Here is a 20458-nt window from a genome sequence, read left to right as displayed (position 1 = left end):
TGGAGCGGTGAGCACCCTTCGCCCCGCGCTGCTGACCGACCACTACGAGCTGACCATGGTCAGCGCCGCGCTGCGTGACGGCACGGCCGACCGACGGTGCGTCTTCGAGGTGTTCAGCCGGCGGCTGCCGGCCGGGCGCCGGTACGGGGTGGTCGCCGGAACCGGCCGGCTCATCGAGATGATCCGCGACTTCCGGTTCGACCCGGATGAGATCGACTTCCTGCGCCGTACCGGCGTGGTGGACGACCGGGCCGCGCAGTGGCTCGCCGACTACCGGTTCACCGGCGACATCGACGGCTACGCCGAGGGCGAGCTGTTCTTCCCCGGCTCCCCGATCCTCACCGTGTCCGGCACGTTCGCCGAGTGCGTGGTGCTGGAGACGCTCGTGCTGTCGGTGCTCAACCACGACTGCGCGGTCGCCGCCGCCGCGGCCCGGATGGTCACCGCCGCCCGGGGCCGGGCGCTGATCGAGATGGGCTCCCGCCGGGCGCACGAGGAGGCCGCCGTCGCCGCCGCGCGGGCCGCGTACCTGGCCGGGTTCCGGTTCACCTCCAACCTCGCCGCCGGGCAGCGCTACGGCATCCCCACCGCCGGCACCGCCGCGCACGCCTTCACGCTGCTGCACGACGACGAGCGGGCCGCGTTCGCCTCCCAGGTCGCCACGCTGGGCAAGGACACCACGCTGCTCGTCGACACGTACGACATCGCCCAGGGCATCCGCAACGCCATCGCGGTGGCCGGGCCGGAGCTGCGGGCGGTCCGGATCGACTCCGGCGACCTCGCGGTGATCGCCCAGCAGTCCCGCGAGCTGCTGGACTCGCTCGGCGCCACCGAGACGAAGATCATCGTCTCCGGCGACCTGGACGAGTACGCGATCGCCTCGCTCGCCGCCGAGCCGGTGGACATGTACGGCGCCGGCACCGCGGTGGTGACCGGCTCCGGCGCGCCCACCGCCGGTCTGGTCTACAAGCTGGTCGAGGTGGAAGGGCGGCCGGTGGTCAAGCGCTCCGAGCACAAGGCCACCATCGGCGGCCGGAAGGTCGCGGTGCGCCGGCACAAGCCCACCGGCACCGCCACCGAGGAGGTCATCGTGCCGCAGGGCGTGCCGGACCGGCAGCCCAACGACCGGTTGCTCCAGCACTCGTACGTGGTGTCGGGCGAGCCGGCGAAGCTGCCCACCCTGGAGGACTCCCGGGACCACCTGCGGCAGTGCCTGATCTCCATCCCGTGGGAGGGGCTCAAGCTCTCCGCCGGGGATCCGGCCGTCCCCGTCACCGTCGTACCCGCGAGCTGAGGAGGAACCCGATGGCGAACGCCCTGATCATCGTGGACGTGCAGAACGACTTCTGCGAGGGCGGCTCCCTCGCGGTCGGCGGCGGGGCCGGGGTGGCCGCCGGGATCTCCCGGCTGCTGGCCGCCGAACCGGACCGGTGGGACCACGTGGTCGCGACGAAGGACTACCACGTCGACCCGGGCGCCCACTTCGGCGACCCGCCGGACTACGTCGACTCCTGGCCCCGGCACTGCGTGGTCGGCACGTCCGGCTCCGAGTTCCACCCGGAGCTGGCGACCGACCGGGTGGAGACGATCTTCCACAAGGGCGAGCACGCGGCCGCGTACTCCGGTTTCGAAGGGCACGCGCCCGACGGCGAGTGCCTGGCCGACTGGCTGCGCCGGCGCGACGTGGACCGGGTCGACGTGGTCGGCATCGCCACCGACCACTGCGTGCGCGCCACCGCGCTGGACGCCGCCCGGGAGGGCTTCCACACCACGGTGCTGCTGGATCTGACCGCCGCGGTCGCCCCGGACACGCTCGACGTGGCGCTGCGCGCGCTCGACGGCGCCGGGGTGACCATGGTGGGCGAGCCTGTGATCACTGCCGCTTGACCGGGTAATCGCTTGCGGGTGTCGTACCCCGGCCCCAGGATGGCGCCGGAGGTACGGTCCGTCGTGAATCTGAAGCCTTACCGGGAGGCGCTCGCCCTACCCGGTCTCCGATCGTTGCTGCTGGTGTCGGTGCTGGCCCGCGTGCCGCTGACCGCCACCGGGGTGACGCTCACCTTCTACGTGGTGCTCGACCTGGGCCGCGGCTACGGCGCCGCCGGCCTGGTCGGGGCCGCGTCGACGATCGGCGCGGCGGTCGGCGCCCCGCTGCTCGGGCGGCTCATCGACCGCCGAGGGCTCCGGCCGGTGCTGGTGCTCACCACTGTCGCCGAGGCGCTGTTCTGGTCCGCCGCGCCCACGCTGCCGTACCCGGTGCTGCTGCCCGCCGCGTTCCTCGCCGGGCTGCTCGCGCTGCCCATCTTCTCGATGATCCGCCAGTCGATCGCCGCGCTCGTGCCGGTGGAGAAGCGCCGACCCGCGTACGCGCTGGACTCGATCGCGATGGAGCTGTCGTTCATGGTCGGCCCGGCGCTCGCCGTCGCCCTGGCCACCGCCGTCACGCCGCGCCTGACGCTCTGGGCGGTCGGTGCCGGGATCGTCGGCTCCGGCATCTGCTTCTGGCTGCTCAACCCGCCGGTGCGAGCCGCCGACGAGCAGGCCGGGCCGCAGCGGCCCGTGCACCGCCGCGAGTGGCTCACCCCGCGCCTGCTCGCCGTGCTGGCGGTCAGCCTCGCCGGCACGCTGGTGCTCGGCGGCACCGACGTCGCAGTGGTCGCCGTGCTCCGCGCCGGGGGCGAGATCGGCTGGACCGGCGCCGTGCTGGCCGCCTGGGCGGTCGCCTCACTGGTGGGCGGCTTCGCCTACGGCGCGGTACGCCGCTCGTTCTCCCCGCTGGCGCTGATGGCGGCGCTGAGCCTCGCCACCATCCCGGTCGGGCTGGGCGGGTCGCACTGGTGGCTGCTCTGTCTCGCGCTGATCCCGGCCGGTGCGCTCTGCGCCCCCACCCTCGCGTCCACCTCCGACGCGGTCAGCCGGCTGGCTCCACCTTCCGTACGCGGCCTGGCCATGGGACTGCACGGCTCCGCCGTGACAGTGGGCATCGCGCTCGGCGCGCCGCTGGCCGGTGCGGTGATCGACGCCTCCGCGCCCGTCTGGGGCTTCGTGGTCACGGGCGCGGTCGGCGCGCTGGTGGCGCTGGCGGTGCTCCCGATCGAGCTGCGCCACCGCCGCACCCCGGTTCCCGCCCCGACTCCGGACCCCGACCTGGCCCTCGCCTCCCGCTAGCCCCTCGGCCAAAGTCCCCGCCCTCCGCCCACCCCACCCCACCCCACCCGACATGATCAACGAGTCCGTGCCTCTCCTCCCCGAGGCAAGGGCGAAGCCAGTACGGGGAAGTGGCTGCGTCCACGCACCCCGGACACAGCCACTCCCCCGAGCTGGTGCCGCAAGACGGCCCATGGCCGGAACCCACGTTGCAAAGGTTGACCAAGGAGTTGGCGTGCCCGGAGGCGCAACGAGACGACACAAACCCCTTGATCACCGGAGCACCAGAGGAGGCGCGAAGCCAGTACGGGGATGTAGCTGGGTCCAGGGGCCCTGGACACCACCACTTCCCCGAACTGGTGCCGCATCCCGCCCCCAGCCTGACGATCATGAGGTTGGCGGCGACAAATCGGACATGAGGTACAGCCAACTTCATGATCAACGAGGCCAGGCGGGCGGGGGGCGGGGACAGGCGGGCGGGGGCGGGGAAAAGGGCGGGCGCCGCACCCCCGTTTGGGAGTGCGGCGCCCGTCTCGACGTGGCGGAGCGGTGCTCAGCGCTGGTCGAGGTTGCCTGCGGTGTCCTCCTGGTAGCTGGCGCCACCGTTGACCTCGCTGGTCAGCGGCTTGGCGCCACCCTCGGGCGGGCCGGCCAGGCTCTGCCCGGCGGCCAGCTCGGGGAACTTCGCGTCGAAGGCCGGCCGCTCGGAGCGGATGCGCGGCATGCGGTCGAAGTTGCGCAGCGGGGGCGGCGAGCTGGTGGCCCACTCGAGCGAGTTGCCGTGACCCCACGGGTCGTCGACCTCGACCACCGGGCCGGTCTTGTACGACTTCCAGCAGTTCCAGATGAACGGCAGCGTCGAGATACCGGTGATGAACGCGCCGATCGTGGAGATCGTGTTCAGCGTGGTGAAGCCGTCGATGGCCTGGTAGTCGGCGTACCGGCGCGGCATGCCCTCGTTACCCAGCCAGTGCTGCACCAGGAACGTGGTGTGGAAGCCGATCATGGTCAGCCAGAAGTGGATCTTGCCCAGGCGCTCGTCGAGCATCCGGCCGAACATCTTCGGGAACCAGAAGTAGATGCCGGCGAAGACGGCGAACACGATGGTGCCGAAGAGCACGTAGTGGAAGTGCGCCACCACGAAGTACGAGTCGTGCAGGTGGAAGTCGAGCGGCGGGCTGGCCAGCAGCACACCGGTGAGACCACCGAAGAGGAAGGTCACCAGGAAGCCGATCGAGAAGAGCATCGGCGTCTCGAAGGTGATCTGGCCCCGCCACATGGTGCCGATCCAGTTGAAGAACTTCATACCGGTGGGCACGGCGATCAGGTAGCTCAGGAAGCTGAAGAACGGCAGCAGCACCTGACCGGTGGCGAACATGTGGTGCGCCCAGACGCTCATCGACAGGGCGGCGATGGCGATGGTGGCGGCCACGAGGCCCTTGTAGCCGAAGATCGGCTTCCGGGAGAACACCGGGATGATCTCGCTGATGATGCCGAAGAACGGCAGCGCGATGATGTACACCTCGGGGTGACCGAAGAACCAGAACAGGTGCTGCCACAGCATCGGGCCGCCGGTCGCCGGGTCGTACACGTGGGCGCCCATCAGGCGGTCCGCGGCGAGCGCGAACAGCGCGGCGGCCAGCAGCGGGAAGACCAGGATCGCCAGCAGGCTGGTGACCAGCATGTTCCACGTGAAGATCGGCATCCGGAACATGGTCATGCCGGGCGCGCGCAGGGTCAGGATCGTGGTGATCAGGTTGACCGCGCCGAGGATGGTGCCCAGACCGGAGATGGCCAGGCCGACCACCCACATGTTGGCGCCGACGCCCGGGGCGTGGTCGGCGGTGCTCAGCGGCGTGTACGCGGTCCAGCCGAAGTCGGCCGCGCCGCCCGGGGCGATGAAGCCCGCGGTGGCGAGCGTGCCGCCGAACAGGTACAGCCAGTACGCGAAGGCGTTCAGCCGGGGGAACGACACGTCCGGCGCGCCGATCTGCAGCGGCACCACGTAGTTCGCGAAGGCGAACACGATCGGCGTCGCGAAGAACAGCAGCATGATCGTGCCGTGCATCGTGAAGAGCTGGTTGTACTGCTCGGGCGACAGGAACTGCAGGCCCGGCCGCGCCAGTTCGGCGCGCATGATCAGGGCCATCAGGCCACCGATCATGAAGAACACGAACGCGGTGACCATGTACATGATCCCGATTTGCTTCGCGTCCGTGGTGCGCAACAGCCGCGCGAGGGCCGACCCCTTGACCGGCTCCCGGACCGGCCAGGGCCGGGTCACGACCGGCTTGGGTGCGACGGTGGTCACGAGTGGCCTCCGGTTCTGGTTGTCCCGCTCGGCGCGCTGGTCATCGGCGCAGCCGTCATCCGCAAGGAGGATAGTCCCCGGTAGGTGGCCCCGCCGCGTGGGGTGGGCGGCTACGATCTCCCACCCTTCAGAGCGGGCCGGTCAGGAGCCGGTAGTGCTCCCGGAAGATCCGTCCGCCGCGCCCGCGCAGCAACGGGTCGCGCAGCGCCGGCGGCACGTCGCGGGTGCGGTTGCGGTCCCGGGTCCGGTCCCGCACCCAGCGGGTACGCGGACGGCGGCGACTCTCGTACGCCAGCAGCGCGGCGTCGACGCTGCCGGCGGCGCGCAGCGACTCGGCGAGCACGACGGCGTCCTCCAACGCCATGGCGGCGCCCTGGGAGAGCGTCGGCGCGGTGGCGTGAGCGGCGTCACCGACGAGCAGCACCCGGCCGTGGAACCACCGCCCCAGCTCGACCTCCTCGGTGCGCTCGACGCACACCGTCTCCAGCGCGTCCAGCACCTCCGGCACGGGGCCGCCGTAGGAGCCGAACAGCTCGCGCATGCGGGCGAGCGGGTCGGCGGGCAGGTCGGTGCCGGCCTCGTCGGCGTAACAGTAGAGCTGCCCGCTGCCGAGCGGCACCACCAGGAAACCGGCCCGCTGGCCGAGCAGGGCGGTCCAGTCGACGATCCGGGGGCCGCCGCGCACCAGGGCCCGGTAGACCACCTGTCCGGCGGGGCGGGGCGGGCCGCCGAGCGCGGCGAGCGTGCGTACCGCCGAGCGTGGTCCGTCCGCGCCGACGACCAGGTCGTACTCCGCGCTGGTGCCGTCGGTGAAGCCGACCGCCACGCCGCCGGGCAGCGGGTCGACGGTGCTGACCTCGGCGCCGTGCCGGACCGCGCCGCCGGCGCCGGTGAGCAGCACCCGGTGCAGCTCGGCCCGGGGCAGCGCCCGGCACTCCCCCACTCCGGCCCAGAGCGCGTCGAGGTCGACCTCGCACAGCGGCGCCCCGGCGGCGTCGAGGAAGCGCTGCCGGCGGATCACCTGGCCGAGCGGGCGCAGTGGGCCGTCGAGGTCGAGCCGGCGCATCGCCCGGGCCGCGTTGCCCGGTAGGTAGAGGCCGGTGTCGGTCGACTCCGTGGGTGGCAGCCGCTCGGTGACGTCGGGCCGGAACCCCGCCAGGCGAAGCGCCCGGGCCACGGCGAGGCCGGCGATGCCCGCGCCGACGACGAGGACGCGCAGGGGTGAACCACCCATGGTGGGTTACGCCTCCGGAGGGGAACGGCACGCGTTGGAGGCAAGACATTACTCGCCGCAACCAGGCGGCGGAAGTGCCCGCTCGCCCTGGCGCGGGCCGCCGGTCGGCGGCGCACCCCGTCCCACCGGCAGGAATCCCGCCTCCATCTGGGGGAAGGGGGCGGTGGCGGCCGCCGGTCGCGCCACCGGCCGGACGCGCAGCGTTAACGAGCCCGGCGCATTTGCGCAATGATTCGAGACATGTAAATGTATTCCCTGCATCGTGGGAGCGCTCCCGTCCGTATCACCGACCGAACCGGCGCCGTCCCGCGCCGAGCCAAGGAGCATCATGAAGCGTCCACTCAGGGCCCTCGCCGCGGCCGGCCTGCTGGCCGCCGGCACGATCGTCGCCGTCGCGCTCGGCGGCACCGCCTCCGCCGACACGCAGATCTGCGAGCAGTACGGCTCGACCACCATCGGCGGCAAGTACGTGGTGCAGAACAACCGCTGGGGCACCAGCGCCCAGCAGTGCATCAACGTCACCTCGACCGGTTTCTCGATCACCCGGGCGGACGGCTCCGCGCCGACCAACGGGGCGCCGGTCGCCTACCCGTCGATCTTCGTGGGCTGCCACTACACCAACTGCTCGCCCGGCACGAACCTGCCGGTGCAGGTGAAGAACATCAGCAGCGCCCCGTCCAGCATCAGCTACAACTACGTCAGCGGCGCGATCTTCAACGCGTCGTACGACATCTGGCTCGACCCGTCGCCCAAGCGGGACGGGGTGAACCAGATGGAGATCATGATCTGGCTCAACCGGCAGGGCTCGATCCAGCCCATCGGCTCTCCGGTCGGCACCGCCAACATCGCGGGCCGGACCTGGGAGGTCTGGCGCGGCAGCAACGGCTCGAACAACGTCATCTCGTACCTGTCGCCGTCGGCCATCCCCAGCTTCAGCTTCGACGCGCTGGCGTTCATCAACGACACCCGTAACCGGGGCGCGATCACCAACGACTGGTACCTGACCAGCATCCAGGCCGGCTTCGAGCCGTGGCAGGGCGGCGTCGGGCTGGCGGTGAACTCGTTCTCGCAGTCCGTCAACACCGGCTCCAACCCGCCGCCGACCACGTCGGCGCCGACCACGCCGCCGCCGTCGGGCAACGCGTCGTGCACCGTCACCTACCGGGCGGCGAACGTCTGGAACAACGGCTTCACCGCCGAGGTGATTGTCAAGAACACCGGCTCCGGCACGATCAACGGCTGGACGCTCAACTACAACCTGCCCTCCGGGCAGACCGTCACCAACGCGTGGAACGCCACAGTGAGCCAGAGCGGCTCCGCGGTGACCGCGCGCAACGCCGGCTACAACGGCACCCTGTCGCCCGGCGCGTCGGCCACCTTCGGCTACCAGGCGACGCTCAACGGCAGCTACTCGGCGCCGAGCAGCTTCACGCTCAACGGCTCCACCTGCGCCCGCGGCTGACCGGCGCGTGACGAAGGGGCGCGGTCCGCACGGATCGCGCCCCTTCCCGGTACGAGCGTCAGCCGGCGAGCGCGTCGATGTCGCGCATCTCCTCGGCGGTCAGCGAGAACCCGAACACGTCGAAGTTGGCCCGGATGCGCTCCGGCGTGACCGACTTCGGGATGACCACGATCTCGTGGTCGATGTGCCAACGCAGCACCACCTGGGCCGGCGACACGTCGTGCGCCTGGGCGATGCGGACCAGCACCGGGTCGGACAGGTCGCTGGTCTTGAACGGGCTGTAGCCCTCCAGCGCCACCCCGCGGTCCCGGTGGGCGGCGTACGTGTGCCGGTCGTACAGCGACGGACTCCACCGGATCTGGTTGACCGCCGGCGTCTCCTCGGTGGCCTGGATCAGCTCGTCGAGCTGCCCGATCGAGTAGTTGCTCACCCCGACGGCGCGAGCCAGGTTCGCGTCCCGTGCCGCGAGCATCTCCCGCCACACCGGGATGCTGTCGCCGGGCGCGGACGGCGGCCAGTGCACCAGCCACAGGTCGACGTAGTCGGTGTCCAGCGCGGCCAGGCTCGCCTCGATGGTCTCCCGCTCCCGGCCCACCCGGTCCGGCGGGAGCTTGGTGGTGATGAAGACGTCCTCCCGGCGCAGCCCGCTCTCCTTGACCGCCCGGCCCACCTCCTTCTCGTTGCCGTACATCGTCGCGGTGTCCAGGTGCCGGTAACCGGCGTCCAGCGCGTTGAGCACGGCCTCGTAGCCGGCCTCGCCGGTGGCCTGCCACGTGCCGAAGCCGAGCAGCGGGATCCGGACGTCACCGGTGAGCGGAAGGGTGGGCTGGTCGAGGTCCATGTCCCCCGTTCTACCCCGGTTCGTCGCACACACACCGGCATCCCGGCGCGCACGGCGCGTCTGGGGGAGGATGCGGGAATGGCGGACCGGCTGGACGAGTACCGGCGGAAACGGGACGCCGCGCGTACCCCGGAACCGGTGCCCGAGCGGGCGTCCGGCCGGAAGCGGTCCGCGCGGCGCGCGCCCCGCTTCGTCATCCAGCAGCACCACGCCCGGAGCCTGCACTGGGACCTGCGCCTGGAGCACGACGGCGTGCTCGCCTCCTGGGCGGTGCCGCGCGGCCTGCCCCGCGACCCGGGCCGCAACCACCTCGCCGTGCACACCGAGGACCACCCGATGGAATACCTCACGTTCCACGGGGAGATCCCGGCCGGCGAGTACGGCGGCGGGCGGATGACCGTGCACGACACCGGCACCTACCGGGCCGAGAAGTGGCGCGACGACGAGGTGATCGTGGTGCTCGACGGCGAGCGCACGAAGGGGCGGTACGTGCTGTTCGCCACCGGCGGGCGGGGCCGCGACTGGATGATCAGGCGCACCGACCCGGCGCCGCAGGGCTGGACGCCGATGCCCGAGCTGGTCCGCCCGATGCTGCCCGCCGAGGGTGGGCGGCTGCCGCGCGACGCCGCCGCCTGGGGGTACGAGCTGCGCTGGGCGGGGGTGCGCGCGATGGCGTACGTCTCCGGCGGCCGGCTGCGGCTGCTCGACGGCGACGACACCGAGGTCACCGGGTCGTACCCCTGGCTGCGGGCGATGGCCGAGGCGCTGGCCCCGGCCGAGGCGGTGCTCGACGGCGTGCTGGTCCGCATCGACCCGGCCGGGCGGGTCCGGCCGCCGACCCGGCGCGACGGGCAGTTCCTCGCCGTCGACCTGCTCTGGCTGGAGGGCGTGCCGAGCCTCGACGTGCCGTACGCGCAACGCCGTGACCTGCTCGACGGTCTGGCGCTCGCCGGTCCGCACTGGCAGACTCCGCCGTGGTTCCCGGGAGTCGGTGCGGACGCCCTGCGGGCCGCCCGTGAGCAGGGGCTCCCGGGAGTGGTGGCCAAGCGCCTCGACTCCCCGTACGAGCCGGGCCGGCGCAGCCGGCACTGGCTGAGCATCGACGCGAGCTGAGGACCACCGTGCACCTGACGCACCTGGAGTGCCCGCGCTGCGGGCGCGAACATCAGGCCGACGTGTTGCAGAACCTGTGCGGCTGCGGCTCGCCGCTGCTGGCCCGCTACGACCTCGCCGCGGTGGCCGCCACCGTCGCCCCGGAGCAGTTCGGGCTGCGCCCGGCCGACCTGTGGCGCTACCGGGAGCTGCTGCCGGTGGCCGACCCCCGGTGCGTCACCACGCTCGGCGAGGGCTGGACGCCGATGTGGCGCGCGCCCGCGTACGGCCACGAGATCGGCATCGCGGATCTGATCGTCAAGGACGAAGGGCTGACCCCGACCGGGTCGTTCAAGGCCCGCGGCGCGTCGGTGGGCGTGAGCCGGGCCCGGGAGCTGGGCGTGGAGCGGATCGCCATGCCGACGAACGGCAACGCCGGCGCGGCCTGGGCGACGTACGCGGCGCGGGCCGGGATGAGCGCGACGATCGCCATGCCGCTGGCCGCGCCGACCATCTGCCGGGAGGAGTGCCTCGCCGCCGGCGCCGACCTGCGGCTGATCGACGGCCTGATCAACGACGCGGGCCGGGACATCGCCGAGCTGATCGCCGGCTCGGACGGGCGGATCTTCGACGCCGGCACGCTGCGCGAGCCGTACCGCCTGGAGGGCAAGAAGACCATGGGGTACGAGATCGTCGAACAGCTCGGGTGGCAGGTGCCCGACGTGATCGTCTACCCGACCGGCGGGGGCGTCGGGCTGATCGGCATCCACAAGGCGCTGCACGAGCTGCGCGAACTGGGCTGGGTGGAGGACCGGCTGCCCCGCCTGGTAGCGGTGCAGTCCACCGGATGCGCGCCGATCGTCCGGGCGTTCGCGGCCGGCGAGGACCGGGTCACCCCGTGGACGGACGCGCGCACCGTCGCGTTCGGCATCACCGTGCCCGCCCCGCTCGGCGACGAGCTGATCCTGTCCGCGCTGCGCGAGAGCGCCGGCACCGCGATCGCTGTGGACGACGCGGAGATCCTCACCGACCTGCGTGACTTCGCCGCCCGGGAAGGGCTGCTGCTCTGCCCGGAGGGCGCGGCCTGCCTGACCGCTGCCCGGCACCTGCGGGCCGGTGGCTGGATCCGCCCCGGCGAGCGCGTGGTGGTGCTGAACACCGGCGCCGGGTTGAAGTACCCGGGCCTGGTGCACAGCGGGGCCCCCGGCTGACGACCGAGGTCACGACGGGGCCCCGCCCGGCGACTGCTCAGGAGGTGGGCGGCTCGTCCTCGCCGGCCTCCTCGGCGGCGTCCGCCTCCTCCTTCGTCTTGTGCACCGCGCCGTCGGCGTGCTCCGGCGGGCCGTAGACGGTGTAGAGCACCAGCGGATTCGGCCCGGTGTTGACGAAGTTGTGCTTCGTGCCGGCCGGGACGACGACGAGGTCGCCGGAGACGACCTCCTTCTTCTCCCCGGCCACCCGCGCCTCGCCGGTGCCGCTGACGAACGTGAGGATCTGGTCGATGCCCTCGTGGACCTCCTCGCCGATCTCGCCGCCCGGCGGAATGGTCATGATGACCAGCTGGGTGTGCTCCCCGGTCCAGAGCACGCGGCGGAAGTCGGGACTCTTCTCGGCGACTGTCGCGATCGTGAAATGCTCCATGGCCCGCTCATACCCCGTACCCACGCCCGCCACGCCGGGAGTCGCAGATGGTGGAATTCGCCACGCCGGCCGGGTTTGGATCCCGTCGGAAGGGGCAAGTGCTGCCGACAAGACCGGTGCGGGACGGGCCGGTCGAGCCAAGTCCCCGCTGGCGTACCGCCTGTACGGCTGCGGCGGTGGGAGACGGCCGGAGCGCGGCGACGTTACGACCGGAGGTCGTGCGGCGCCGTGCGCTCGTCTGCGCGCCCGTTCCGGTCAGGCGAGCACGGCCAGGTGAAAAGGGCGGTCCGCGTGGCCGCTCGTGCCGTGCGTCTCCACGAAGACGGCGTTGGCGATGCCGGACCGGGGCGCGACGGTGATGACGCCCTGCGGTGCGAGCCCGCCGGGCTTCGCGGGACCGACGGTTCCGACGTACGCCGCCGCGGCGACGTCCTGGTCGAACGCGACCTGGTACATCCCGGCGGCGAGCCGGGTGGCCGAGGTGGCGCCGAGCCCGCGTACCAGCGTGCCGTTGGCGTCGACCACAGCGAACAGCACGCGGGCGGTGGCCGGCAGCCCCAGGGCCGCACACGAGTTGATCTCGGTGTCGGCGCGCGCGGCCTCCCGCATGCTCGGGATCGGCTGGCCGGTGGTTTCCCTCCTACCTCTGCGGCTGGGCATGGTGATCCTCTCTCCCGCCGGTACGCCGGCAGGAGGCGTTCGTGCGCGTCCGGGTGATCGTCGGCGGTCCCCCTCGGTGATTCCGACGCTATGTCGGCGCACCGCCCGGCAACCAGCCGCAGAACTGTCCGATCAAGGACAGTGGGCACCTCTGACCTGCGGAAACGTCCGCCGCACCGGCGATCCGCGACCCCGCCTCGCGGGCCGCCGGGACATCGGCGGCCGGATCTGGCACCGAGCAGAAGTGGTGACGCAGAGCAGTCGGCTGGCTACATTTAAGTATGGTGCAGTCGCTCCGAGGCCGACCGGCGGACCCGGTCTACCGCCCGGTGCTGGCCGCGCGGCGTGGTTAGCTGGAGGCGTTGTCCCATCTCGACGGACCCTCCGCCGCGCTGCTCGCACCGGTTCTCGACGTTCCGGCGGACGCACCGTCCACGGTGGACTCGCTCACGCGACTGCCCGACGAACTGCTGCCCGCCGTCGACGTGTCGGCGCTTCCGGACGCCCCGGAACACGATCCGATCCGCTGGGGCGTACCGCTGGTGCCGGTCATCGGTCTCGCGGACAGCGACCGGCGGCTTGCCGCGCACGGCGCTGCGGCGCGGGCCTGGACCCGCCACGCGGTCGTCCGGTTGCGCACCGGGCCGGACCGCAGCGGGCCGGACGCGGCGACGGCTGCGGCGGAGCGGGTGTGGCGGCTGACCGGCCTGGTACCGGAGCAGTGCGACCTGCTGCTCGACGCGGGGGACGTGTGCTGCACCGCCGACGTCCGGCTGGCCGAGCCACGGGTGCGACGCGCGGCGGAATGGGCCCGGCGGCACGCCTGGCGTTCGGTGACGGTGGCGGCCGGCGGGATGCCGCCGGCCCTGTCCCGGCTCCCGGTGGACGAGCCGGTCCGGCTGGACCGTTACGACTGGTCGCTCTGGCAGCGCCTGGCCGACCTGGACCTCGGATACGGCGACTACGGCGTGAGCTGCGCGGTACGCGGCGCGGACGAACCGGGCGACCGGGTGCCCACGCTGCGCTGGGCCACCGACGACGCGTGGTGGGTCTACCGCTGGTCGCGGCGCGGCGGGCGGGGCGACGAGCGCTTCGCCGACCTCTGCCGCACCGTGACTGCCGCTCCCCACTGGCCGCCCGCCGGAGCCGGCTTCTCCTGGGGCGACCACGAGATCGTCCGGCGGGCCCGGCGCGGCGCGGGCGCGGGTTCGCCGGCCAACTGGATCGCGTGGAGCACCTCACACCACCTGGCGCAGGTGCTGGCCGCACTGGTCCGACCGGAACGGGACCAGCGCGGCCGGGCGTGGTGGGCCGAGCCGGACGCCCCGGAACGGGGACGCACCGGCCGCTCGCCGCGTGGCGGGGAGTCCCACCGCGCCGGCTGACTCACTCCTTCTCGGTGAACCCGAACTGCACCACGCCCTCGTCGTCGACGACCGCGTCCACCGAGGTGTCGTTCAGCAGTTCGGCGGCGTCGGAGTCGAGGAAGATACGCGCCCCCTCGGTATCCACCACCTGGTCGCCCCGCACCGGCTCCGGCACCAGTTCGATGGAGAGCGAACCGGCGTCGGTGTCGGCGGCGATGCGCAGCCCGCCCGCGTCGGCGACGTCCTGCTGGGCGGCGAGGTCACGAATCACCAGGACGGCGTTGTCGGTCATGGTCAGCATCGCTGAACTCCTCATGGCTGGATGTCGGGATTCGCGTGGGCGACAAGGCCCACGTACAGGTCTTTTCCCTCCCTCGGCCCGGCGAATCCCTAGGCTGGGGGCAGGGACGGCGCCCGGTGCCGCCACGTCTCCTGGCGATAACCTTTCACACCGGAGTCTTTCCCGCAGGAAATCTCCATGGCAGCATCGGCACATGCATCGTCGCCTATTTCCCCGGGCGCTCGCGGTGCTGGTGCTGGTCGCCACCGCGGCCACCGCCGGCGCCACCACCGCCACGGCCGAAGCGCCCACCCCAGCGCAGACCCGGTTGCACACCACCATCGACGCCATCCTCGCCGACAGCCGGCTCGACGGGGCGCAGGCGGGCGTGGTCGTCGTCGACACCACGACCGGCCGCACGCTGTACGACCGCAACGGGACGCGACGGCTCATCCCGGCCTCCAACACCAAGCTGCTCACCTCGGCGGCGGCGATGGAACTGCTCGGGCCGGGCCACCGCTTCACCACCGACGTGAGCGCCGACGGCCCGCGCCACGCCGGGATGCTCTCCGGCGACCTCTACCTGCGCGGCGGCGGCGATCCGACCATCCTCGCCGCCGACTACGACCGGCTCGCCGAGCAGGTCGCCGCAGCGGGCGTACGGGTCGTCGCGGGCAACCTGGTCGCCGACGACACCCGGTACGACAACGACCGGCTCGGCCCGGACTGGACCTGGGACGACGAGCCCTACTACTACGCCGCGCAGGTGTCCGCGCTCACCGTGGCGCCGGACACCGACTACGACGCCGGCACGGTGATCGTCAACGCCGCACCGGGAACGCGGGCGGGCACCCGGCCGAAGATCACCATGACGCCGGACAACGGCTGGCTGCGCATCGAGAACCGGGCCGAGACGGTGGCCGAGGGCGAGACCACCATCTCGTTCGAGCGCGAGCACGGCGGCAACACGGTGGTGGTGACCGGCCAGATCGCGCTCGGCGCGGCCACCGAGCGCGACTGGGTGACGGTCTGGGAGCCGACCGGGTACGCGGCCGACGTGTTCCGGTCCGCGCTGCGCCGCCACGGCGTACGGGTGCTCGGGCGGACCGTGCTCGGCACCGCCACCCCGGACACCGCAAAGCCGCTGGCCCGGCACGACTCGATGCCGCTGGCCGACCTCATGGTGCCGTTCCTCAAGCTCTCCAACAACGGCCACGCCGAGGTGCTCACCAAGGAGCTGGGCCGGGTGCTCTCCGGCTCCGGCACCTGGGCCGCCGGGCTCTCCGCGATCAGCGGGTACGTGGGCGACGCCGGGGTGGACACCGGCACGCTGCGCCAGCGCGACGGCTCCGGACTGTCCCGGCGCAACTTCGTCCCGCCCACCCAGTTCGTCACGCTGCTCTCGGAGGTCCGCGCCGAACCCTGGTTCGCCACCTGGTACGCCGCGCTGCCGGTGGCCGGCAACCCGAACCGGCTCGTCGGCGGGACGCTGCGCAGCCGGATGGGCGGGACCGCCGCCGCGAACAACGTGCACGCCAAGACCGGCAGCCTGACCGGCGCGTCAGCGCTCTCCGGTTACGTCACGAACGCCGACGGCCGGCTCCTGGCGTTCTCGATCGTGCTCAACAACTACCTGACCTCGTCCGTGAAGGGTCTGGAGGACCAGATCGCGATCGCCCTGGCCGGGTACACCGAGAGGGAGACGGCCGCCGGACGGCGGACCGTGCCGGCCGCGCCGGAGTCGCCGCGCGTACCGGAGGGACGGGAGTGCTCCTGGGTCAAGCCGGCGCTCTGCTGACCGGGGCCGTGCCGCCCCGGTACTAGGCGCCGGGGCGGTACGGCTGCGGGCCGGCGGCGGGGTCACCCCGCTCGACGAGCGCGTCGATCTCGGCCGGCGGGAGTCCGCGCAGGGTGAGTACCCGGCGGCCCCAGCGGTGCAGCCGGCACGGGTGCGGGCTGGCGTCGTTGCGGCAGATGGTCCCGCCCGACCAGGCCCGCGGCGCGTGCACCACCACCGCCCGCACCGCGAACTGGACGTCCTCGACCGTCACGTACGGCGGCATCGGGATCTCGCGCAGCACGTCACCGTCGGCGCGAGGACGGGCGGGGGCGACGGGAGCAGGGCCGGTCATCGGTCGTGCCTCCATAGAGGATGGTCGGACGGGAACAACGGAAACCTACGACGCCCGACCGGCTACGCGACGGACAAACTGTCCCCGCTCAGCGCAGCGCGACCGCCTGCAGGCTGACGTTGCCGCAGTCCCCGAGGGACTCCTCCACCGTCCAGTTCATCAGCAGCTTCGCGCCGCGCGGCGCGCGGAACTTGATCGTGAACTCGGTGGTGAGCGCGGTGTGCGGATCCTCCATCCGCAGCGTGGTGGTCGGGCCGCCGCTGGAGACCCGCACGTCGAGGCGGCCACGGGCCATCCAGAGCCCGGCGTACAGACGCACCGTGCGCTGCTGCCCGTCGGCGGCCACCGCCAGGTTGAATCCGCTGCCCCGGTGACAGGTGTAGACGCCGGACATGGTGCCGCTCGCCGACGCGACCGGGTTGCCGTCGCGCCAGGCGTACGCCTCGGGGTTGTTGCTGAAGCTCTGCCGCCGCCCCCGGCCGCCCTCGTCGCGGATCTCGCCGGAGCCGCCCCGCTTGCGGACCGTCCGGTCGGCGCCGGTGAGCCCCCAGTGGACCCAGTCGGTGGTGCCCACGGCGGTGAGGTCGACGGTGGCGGGCACCTCGGCGCGGCTGACCGCGACCGTCGACGGCACCGTGGGCGGTGTGGGACTGGGTGGGGGTGTGGACGGTGTCGGGCTCGGCGACGGCGGCCGCTGGCGGGGCCGCAACCCCGGATTGACCACTGTGTCGTCGGCTTCGTTCGGCAGCCCGACCCGGCCGGGCGGCGCGGCCGGCAGCCGGGCGTGCTCCTCGCGTGGCGCGTCGTGCCGCTCGACTCCGATGTAGAGCGCCAGCGCCGCGAGGCAGAGCAACGCGGCGAGCCCTTCCAGCAGCAGCCGTCGCCGGCGGCGCAGCCGCCGCAGCGCGGACCGGGTACGCGGAAGGCCGTGGCGGTGCGAGCCGTGGCCGGCACGCGAACGGTCCTCCTGGCCCACCACACCCTCCGCTCCGGTCACGACGCCGGGAACGACCGGAGCGCGACGGGCTTCACGGTGTCACCGGGCGGCTCTTTGCGCCATATGTCAACCGACGGGCGTTTCCAGTTCGTTATCAAACGCCGGGAGTCGGGCGGCTCAGCTTACCGTGATCGCCTGCAGCGCCACCCCGTCGTTGTGCCCGCCGGTAACCGTCAGGGCGCGCCAGGTGATCAGCAACCGTTCCTCCCGGGGCGCCCGGAAGCGGATGACGTACTGGTAGAAGCGGTCCCCAGCGGCGAGGGCGACCTCCTGGACGGCCGGATCGCCGCCGCCGGAGATCGACACGTCGAGCCGCGCACCGGCCGAGAACGTGCCGACGAACAGCCGGACGGTACGCAGATCCCCGCTTCCGGTCACGGCGAGCGTGAAGCTCTTGCCGGCGCCCCGCTGGAAGACACCCGCCCGGGTGCCCTCCTCCCGGGCCGTCGGCACGCCGTCCACCCACTGAAGATCCGTCACCCCGGCGTTGTGCTCCAGCCGCTCGCCGCCCGGGTCCTGGATCTCGCCGGTGCCGCCCGCCTTGCGATGGAAGCTGTCCGCCCCGGCGCCACCCCATTGCCGCCAGTCCCGCTTGCCGAGCACGGTGAGCGACAGCGACTCGGGCAGCGGCTCCAGCTTCAGGTCGAGCAGCGGCTCGCCGGGCGACACCGGGTCGCCGGGAACCGGCACGACCGACGCCTGATCGCTCGGTGCCGCCACGGGCGCGGTCTCCCGGGTCAACGGGGGCGGCGCGGGTGACCGGACCGCGTACGTCAGCGCCGCCACCAGCCCGGTCACGGCCACCGCCGCCAGCACGGCGCGGCGGCGCCGACGCCGGGCCCGGGCCGCAGCGACCCGGGTGGCCGGGGCATCGGCCGGTGGCCGGGCCGGGCCGAGCGCCCGGCTCAGCCGGTTCTTCGCCGTCCGGGCCGCGGCGCGCAGCCGGACGCCGAACCTGCCGGCCAGGACGCCAAGCTTGCCGGCCAGGTCGCCGAGGCCGCCGGCCAGGTCAGCGAGGCGCGCCGGGAGACTCTCCCGGGCGGAGTGCCGGCCCGGTCTCGCTTCCACCTCGGCCTCTTGCGGCGGACCAGGTTCGGCCGGATCGTGCGCGGCGCCCGGTCGGACCGGCGGCGGAGCGGACAGGTGCAGTCCGATCGGAGCCGGCCCGACCAGCGGAATTCGGCCGCCGGGCGGGTTCGGACGCGGCTCGGGGCCGACCGGCGCAGCCGCCCCGGAAACGAGCGGCCCCGGCCCGAGCGGCCCCGGTCCGAGCGAGCCCGGAGAGATGGGGCCCGGAGAGATGGGGCCCGGAGCGAGCGGGCCCGGCCCGAGCGAGCCCGGACTAAGCGGGCCCGGGGCGAGTGGAGTCGGCGCAGGTGGGCCGGATGCGGTCGGGTCGGCCGGGAACGGGCCGGCGGCCGGAAGGTCGGGAGCGGGTGGGCCGGCGGTGCGCGGAGGCGGCCAGACAGCGGTACCAGGCGGATCCAGGTCCGCCGGAGGCGCCGGAGGCGCCGGATCGTCCGAATCGGACGGTGATCGTTCGCCGTCCGGCGGGGGCGCCGGCCGATCTGCGTCCCCGGGTAGGCGGCGTGGACCGACGGGGCGCTCCGGCGCGTCGTCCGCGTCGTCCGGCGTGGGCAGCCAGCCCCCGACCCGGACCCCGGTACGCGCGATGTCGTCCTCAGCCACCGACCCTCCCTCGGCCACCGGCGGCGAGCGGCCCGGCCCCGTGGCTCGCCGTAGGGAGGATGACACAGAACGCGATCTTGGAGAAGGCATCCACTCCCGCAATTCCCACGCCTCCCGTGCTCCGAACACCCCAGCGGGAGAGATCTTGGAAGCTTTGCGCCCCCATAGGGGCCGTTTCGTACCAAGATCTCCCGCGACTCGGGCGCAGCGGACCGCGCCCACCCTCGGCAACCCCGTCGATCATGAGGTTGGCGGCGACAAATCGGGCGTTGAATGCCGTTAACTTCATGATCGACGCGGGGCGGCGGGCGCCCGGGGCGCGCAGGGTGCGCGGGGCGCGCAGGGTGCGCGGGGCGCGCAGGGTGCGCGGGGCGCGCGGGGCGCGCGGGCGCGCGGGCGCGCGGGCGCGCGGGCGCGCGGGGCGGGTGTGGCGGTCGGCCGGGGCGGGGCGGCGGGTCAGTGGCGGGTGCGGCGGTGCAGGCCCCGGGTGGGGTGCCAGCTCTCGATCAGGAGGTGGTCGGGCGGGTCACCCACCCGGGTGAGCACCACTTCGGTCAGTTCGATCCGGAAGCTGTGCGAGCCGTCCTCGGCGGGCTGCTCCTCGTGCGCCCGGCCGGCGATCTTCGCGTCCCCGTCCCAGGTGGACGGGTCGTCGGGCGGGGCGTCCTCGGTGGGGCTGTGCAGCGCCACCCGAGGGTCGCGGCGCAGGTCGAGGGCCTTGACCGCGCCGGCCATGCTGCCCAGCCGCAGCTGCCCGTCGTCGCCGAAGTCGAACTCGGTGCCGCTGATCCGCGGGGAGCCGTCCCGCCGCAGCGTCGCCATCGTGCCGTGCTTGCGGACCGCGAACCGGGCGCGTACCCGCGCCGCGAAGTCGGGCTCGGCCGCCACCAGATCGGACCACCATGTCATGCCTCCGAGTCTGTCCCGGAAACCTGACAACCCGCGGCGCCTTTCCCGGCGGCTCAGCCCACCTGGAAACCGAGCGCCTGGACCAGCACCATCGCCTGCTCCGGGTCGATCCGCGCGCCGGAACGCTCGACCGCCGTCGGATCGAGCGCGGACAGGTCGCTGCCACGCAGGTCGGCCCGGGTCAGCTTGGCGGCGTGCAGCTGCGCGCCGGAGAGGTCCGTGCCGGTCAGCGTCGCGCCGGTCAGGTCGGCGCCGCTCAGGTCGACCTCCCGCATCCGTACGTCGGTGATCCGCGCCCCGCGCAGGTCGGCGCCGGCCAGCGTGACGAACGACCAGTCGCCCCGGTCGACCCGCAGCGGACGCAGGTCGCAGCGGTCGAACGTGCTGCCGACCAGCTTGCAGCCGGTGAACTCGGCCTCGAAGAAGTTGCACTTGCTGAACGAGCACCTGGTGAACGCCGAGTCGGTGTGCCGGGAGGCGTTGAAGGCGACGTTGCCGAACACGCAGTCGGTGAAGACCGCGCCGCGGCTGACCGCCTCGGTCAGGTCGACGTGGAAGAACTCGCACCGCACGAAGTGCCGGTCGGCCAGCTCCTCGGCGTACCAGTCCTGCTGGCGGTAGGTGACGTCCTCGACCGGCTCCGGCATGCCACCGACCCTAGTGACACTTTCCGGCCGCGGTACCGGCGGGTAGGTT

19 protein-coding genes are annotated in these 20458 nt (G+C 73.1%); 8 read left to right on the top strand and 11 right to left on the bottom strand.

Annotated elements, in window-relative coordinates; genetic code table 11:
• The first annotated feature begins 7 nt into the window (after positions 1-7).
• The 3 genes from FHU28_RS08665 to FHU28_RS08655 are packed head-to-tail and all read left to right on the top strand — an operon-like array spanning position 8 to position 3168.
• Complete coding sequence (locus tag FHU28_RS08665; RefSeq protein WP_184682607.1) at positions 8-1294, top strand: nicotinate phosphoribosyltransferase; 1287 nt, start codon at positions 8-10, stop codon at positions 1292-1294.
• Between the two features lie 11 nt (positions 1295-1305).
• A complete protein-coding gene (locus tag FHU28_RS08660; protein WP_184682606.1) occupies positions 1306-1887 on the top strand; it encodes an isochorismatase family protein in 582 nt (193 codons plus the stop codon).
• 39 nt (positions 1888-1926) lie between these two features.
• The gene (locus FHU28_RS08655; RefSeq protein WP_184682605.1) at positions 1927-3168 is read left to right on the top strand and encodes an MFS transporter; all 1242 of its coding nucleotides are present in this window, start codon (positions 1927-1929) and stop codon (positions 3166-3168) included.
• A 532-nt stretch (positions 3169-3700) separates the two neighbouring features.
• On the opposite strand, the gene ctaD is transcribed toward FHU28_RS08655, so the two are convergent.
• Both ctaD and FHU28_RS08645 read right to left on the bottom strand, forming a co-directional pair.
• Positions 3701-5458 carry an aa3-type cytochrome oxidase subunit I gene (gene ctaD / locus FHU28_RS08650; protein ID WP_030501855.1) on the bottom strand — a complete coding sequence of 586 codons (1758 nt, stop codon included), beginning with the start codon at positions 5456-5458 and terminating at the stop codon, positions 3701-3703.
• Between the two features lie 127 nt (positions 5459-5585).
• The gene (locus FHU28_RS08645) at positions 5586-6692 is read right to left on the bottom strand and encodes an FAD-dependent monooxygenase (RefSeq protein WP_184682603.1); all 1107 of its coding nucleotides are present in this window, start codon (positions 6690-6692) and stop codon (positions 5586-5588) included.
• Between the two features lie 328 nt (positions 6693-7020).
• Here FHU28_RS08645 and FHU28_RS08640 point away from each other — a divergent pair, with 328 nt between their 5' ends.
• A complete protein-coding gene (locus FHU28_RS08640) occupies positions 7021-8154 on the top strand; it encodes a glycoside hydrolase family 12 protein (RefSeq protein WP_184682601.1) in 1134 nt (377 codons plus the stop codon).
• Positions 8155-8212: 58 nt separating this feature from the next.
• Here FHU28_RS08640 and FHU28_RS08635 read toward each other — a convergent pair whose 3' ends face one another.
• Positions 8213-8995, bottom strand: a complete 783-nt coding sequence (locus FHU28_RS08635) for an aldo/keto reductase (protein ID WP_184682599.1) — start codon at positions 8993-8995, stop codon at positions 8213-8215.
• A 78-nt stretch (positions 8996-9073) separates the two neighbouring features.
• Between FHU28_RS08635 and FHU28_RS08630 the strand changes: the two genes are divergently transcribed.
• Positions 9074-10108 carry a DNA polymerase ligase N-terminal domain-containing protein gene (locus FHU28_RS08630; RefSeq protein WP_184682597.1) on the top strand — a complete coding sequence of 345 codons (1035 nt, stop codon included), beginning with the start codon at positions 9074-9076 and terminating at the stop codon, positions 10106-10108.
• A gap of 8 nt (positions 10109-10116) precedes the next feature.
• Positions 10117-11298, top strand: coding sequence for a threonine synthase (locus FHU28_RS08625; protein WP_184682595.1), 1182 nt, complete (start codon positions 10117-10119; stop codon positions 11296-11298).
• A gap of 37 nt (positions 11299-11335) precedes the next feature.
• Here FHU28_RS08625 and FHU28_RS08620 read toward each other — a convergent pair whose 3' ends face one another.
• On the bottom strand, positions 11336-11728 hold the full coding sequence (locus FHU28_RS08620) for a cupin domain-containing protein (RefSeq protein WP_013284343.1): 393 nt from the start codon (positions 11726-11728) through the stop codon (positions 11336-11338).
• Between the two features lie 255 nt (positions 11729-11983).
• The gene (locus tag FHU28_RS08615; protein ID WP_225980659.1) at positions 11984-12337 is read right to left on the bottom strand and encodes a hypothetical protein; all 354 of its coding nucleotides are present in this window, start codon (positions 12335-12337) and stop codon (positions 11984-11986) included.
• Between the two features lie 413 nt (positions 12338-12750).
• Between FHU28_RS08615 and FHU28_RS08610 the strand changes: the two genes are divergently transcribed.
• Complete coding sequence (locus tag FHU28_RS08610; RefSeq protein ID WP_260412863.1) at positions 12751-13773, top strand: beta family protein; 1023 nt, start codon at positions 12751-12753, stop codon at positions 13771-13773.
• Position 13774: 1 nt separating this feature from the next.
• Here FHU28_RS08610 and FHU28_RS08605 read toward each other — a convergent pair whose 3' ends face one another.
• Positions 13775-14056: an iron-sulfur cluster biosynthesis family protein gene (locus tag FHU28_RS08605; protein WP_184682590.1), complete on the bottom strand. Its 282-nt coding sequence runs from the start codon at positions 14054-14056 to the stop codon at positions 13775-13777.
• A gap of 193 nt (positions 14057-14249) precedes the next feature.
• Between FHU28_RS08605 and dacB the strand changes: the two genes are divergently transcribed.
• Positions 14250-15833 (top strand): D-alanyl-D-alanine carboxypeptidase/D-alanyl-D-alanine endopeptidase, encoded by a 1584-nt coding sequence (dacB, locus tag FHU28_RS08600; RefSeq protein WP_184682587.1) that lies wholly within the window; start codon positions 14250-14252, stop codon positions 15831-15833.
• Between the two features lie 22 nt (positions 15834-15855).
• Here the strand turns inward: dacB and FHU28_RS08595 are convergent, their stop codons facing one another.
• From FHU28_RS08595 to FHU28_RS08575, 5 genes are all read right to left on the bottom strand, one after another.
• Positions 15856-16167 carry a hypothetical protein gene (locus tag FHU28_RS08595; RefSeq protein ID WP_184682578.1) on the bottom strand — a complete coding sequence of 104 codons (312 nt, stop codon included), beginning with the start codon at positions 16165-16167 and terminating at the stop codon, positions 15856-15858.
• A gap of 88 nt (positions 16168-16255) precedes the next feature.
• Complete coding sequence (locus tag FHU28_RS08590; protein WP_311773548.1) at positions 16256-17164, bottom strand: hypothetical protein; 909 nt, start codon at positions 17162-17164, stop codon at positions 16256-16258.
• A gap of 117 nt (positions 17165-17281) precedes the next feature.
• Entirely contained in the window at positions 17282-18232 is a 951-nt protein-coding gene (locus tag FHU28_RS32470; protein ID WP_260412862.1) for a hypothetical protein, read from the bottom strand.
• A gap of 1077 nt (positions 18233-19309) precedes the next feature.
• On the bottom strand, positions 19310-19762 hold the full coding sequence (locus FHU28_RS08580; protein WP_184682573.1) for a pyridoxamine 5'-phosphate oxidase family protein: 453 nt from the start codon (positions 19760-19762) through the stop codon (positions 19310-19312).
• 53 nt (positions 19763-19815) lie between these two features.
• Positions 19816-20409, bottom strand: coding sequence for a pentapeptide repeat-containing protein (locus FHU28_RS08575; protein ID WP_184682570.1), 594 nt, complete (start codon positions 20407-20409; stop codon positions 19816-19818).
• Positions 20410-20458 lie beyond the last annotated feature (49 nt).

The sequence above is a fragment of the Micromonospora echinospora genome, assembly GCF_014203425.1.
Classification (GTDB): domain Bacteria; phylum Actinomycetota; class Actinomycetes; order Mycobacteriales; family Micromonosporaceae; genus Micromonospora; species Micromonospora echinospora_A.
The sequence above is the reverse complement of the archived record's forward strand: the minus strand, read 5'-3'. Positions and strand labels throughout refer to the sequence as shown.

Excerpts from the sequence above, each read along its gene's own strand:
- FHU28_RS08660 (WP_184682606.1), top strand. The coding sequence starts at position 1,306 with ATGGCGAACGCCCTGATCATCGTGGACGTGCAGAACGACTTCTGCGAG.
- FHU28_RS08655 (WP_184682605.1), top strand. The coding sequence starts at position 1,927 with ATGGCGCCGGAGGTACGGTCCGTCGTGAATCTGAAGCCTTACCGGGAG.
- FHU28_RS08645 (WP_184682603.1), bottom strand. The coding sequence starts at position 6,692 with ATGGGTGGTTCACCCCTGCGCGTCCTCGTCGTCGGCGCGGGCATCGCC.
- FHU28_RS08640 (WP_184682601.1), top strand. The coding sequence starts at position 7,021 with ATGAAGCGTCCACTCAGGGCCCTCGCCGCGGCCGGCCTGCTGGCCGCC.
- FHU28_RS08635 (WP_184682599.1), bottom strand. The coding sequence starts at position 8,995 with ATGGACCTCGACCAGCCCACCCTTCCGCTCACCGGTGACGTCCGGATC.
- FHU28_RS08630 (WP_184682597.1), top strand. The coding sequence starts at position 9,074 with ATGGCGGACCGGCTGGACGAGTACCGGCGGAAACGGGACGCCGCGCGT.
- FHU28_RS08620 (WP_013284343.1), bottom strand. The coding sequence starts at position 11,728 with ATGGAGCATTTCACGATCGCGACAGTCGCCGAGAAGAGTCCCGACTTC.
- FHU28_RS08615 (WP_225980659.1), bottom strand. The coding sequence starts at position 12,337 with ATGCGGGAGGCCGCGCGCGCCGACACCGAGATCAACTCGTGTGCGGCC.
- FHU28_RS08605 (WP_184682590.1), bottom strand. The coding sequence starts at position 14,056 with ATGCTGACCATGACCGACAACGCCGTCCTGGTGATTCGTGACCTCGCC.
- dacB (WP_184682587.1), top strand. The coding sequence starts at position 14,250 with ATGCATCGTCGCCTATTTCCCCGGGCGCTCGCGGTGCTGGTGCTGGTC.
- FHU28_RS08595 (WP_184682578.1), bottom strand. The coding sequence starts at position 16,167 with ATGACCGGCCCTGCTCCCGTCGCCCCCGCCCGTCCTCGCGCCGACGGT.
- FHU28_RS08580 (WP_184682573.1), bottom strand. The coding sequence starts at position 19,762 with ATGACATGGTGGTCCGATCTGGTGGCGGCCGAGCCCGACTTCGCGGCG.
- FHU28_RS08575 (WP_184682570.1), bottom strand. The coding sequence starts at position 20,409 with ATGCCGGAGCCGGTCGAGGACGTCACCTACCGCCAGCAGGACTGGTAC.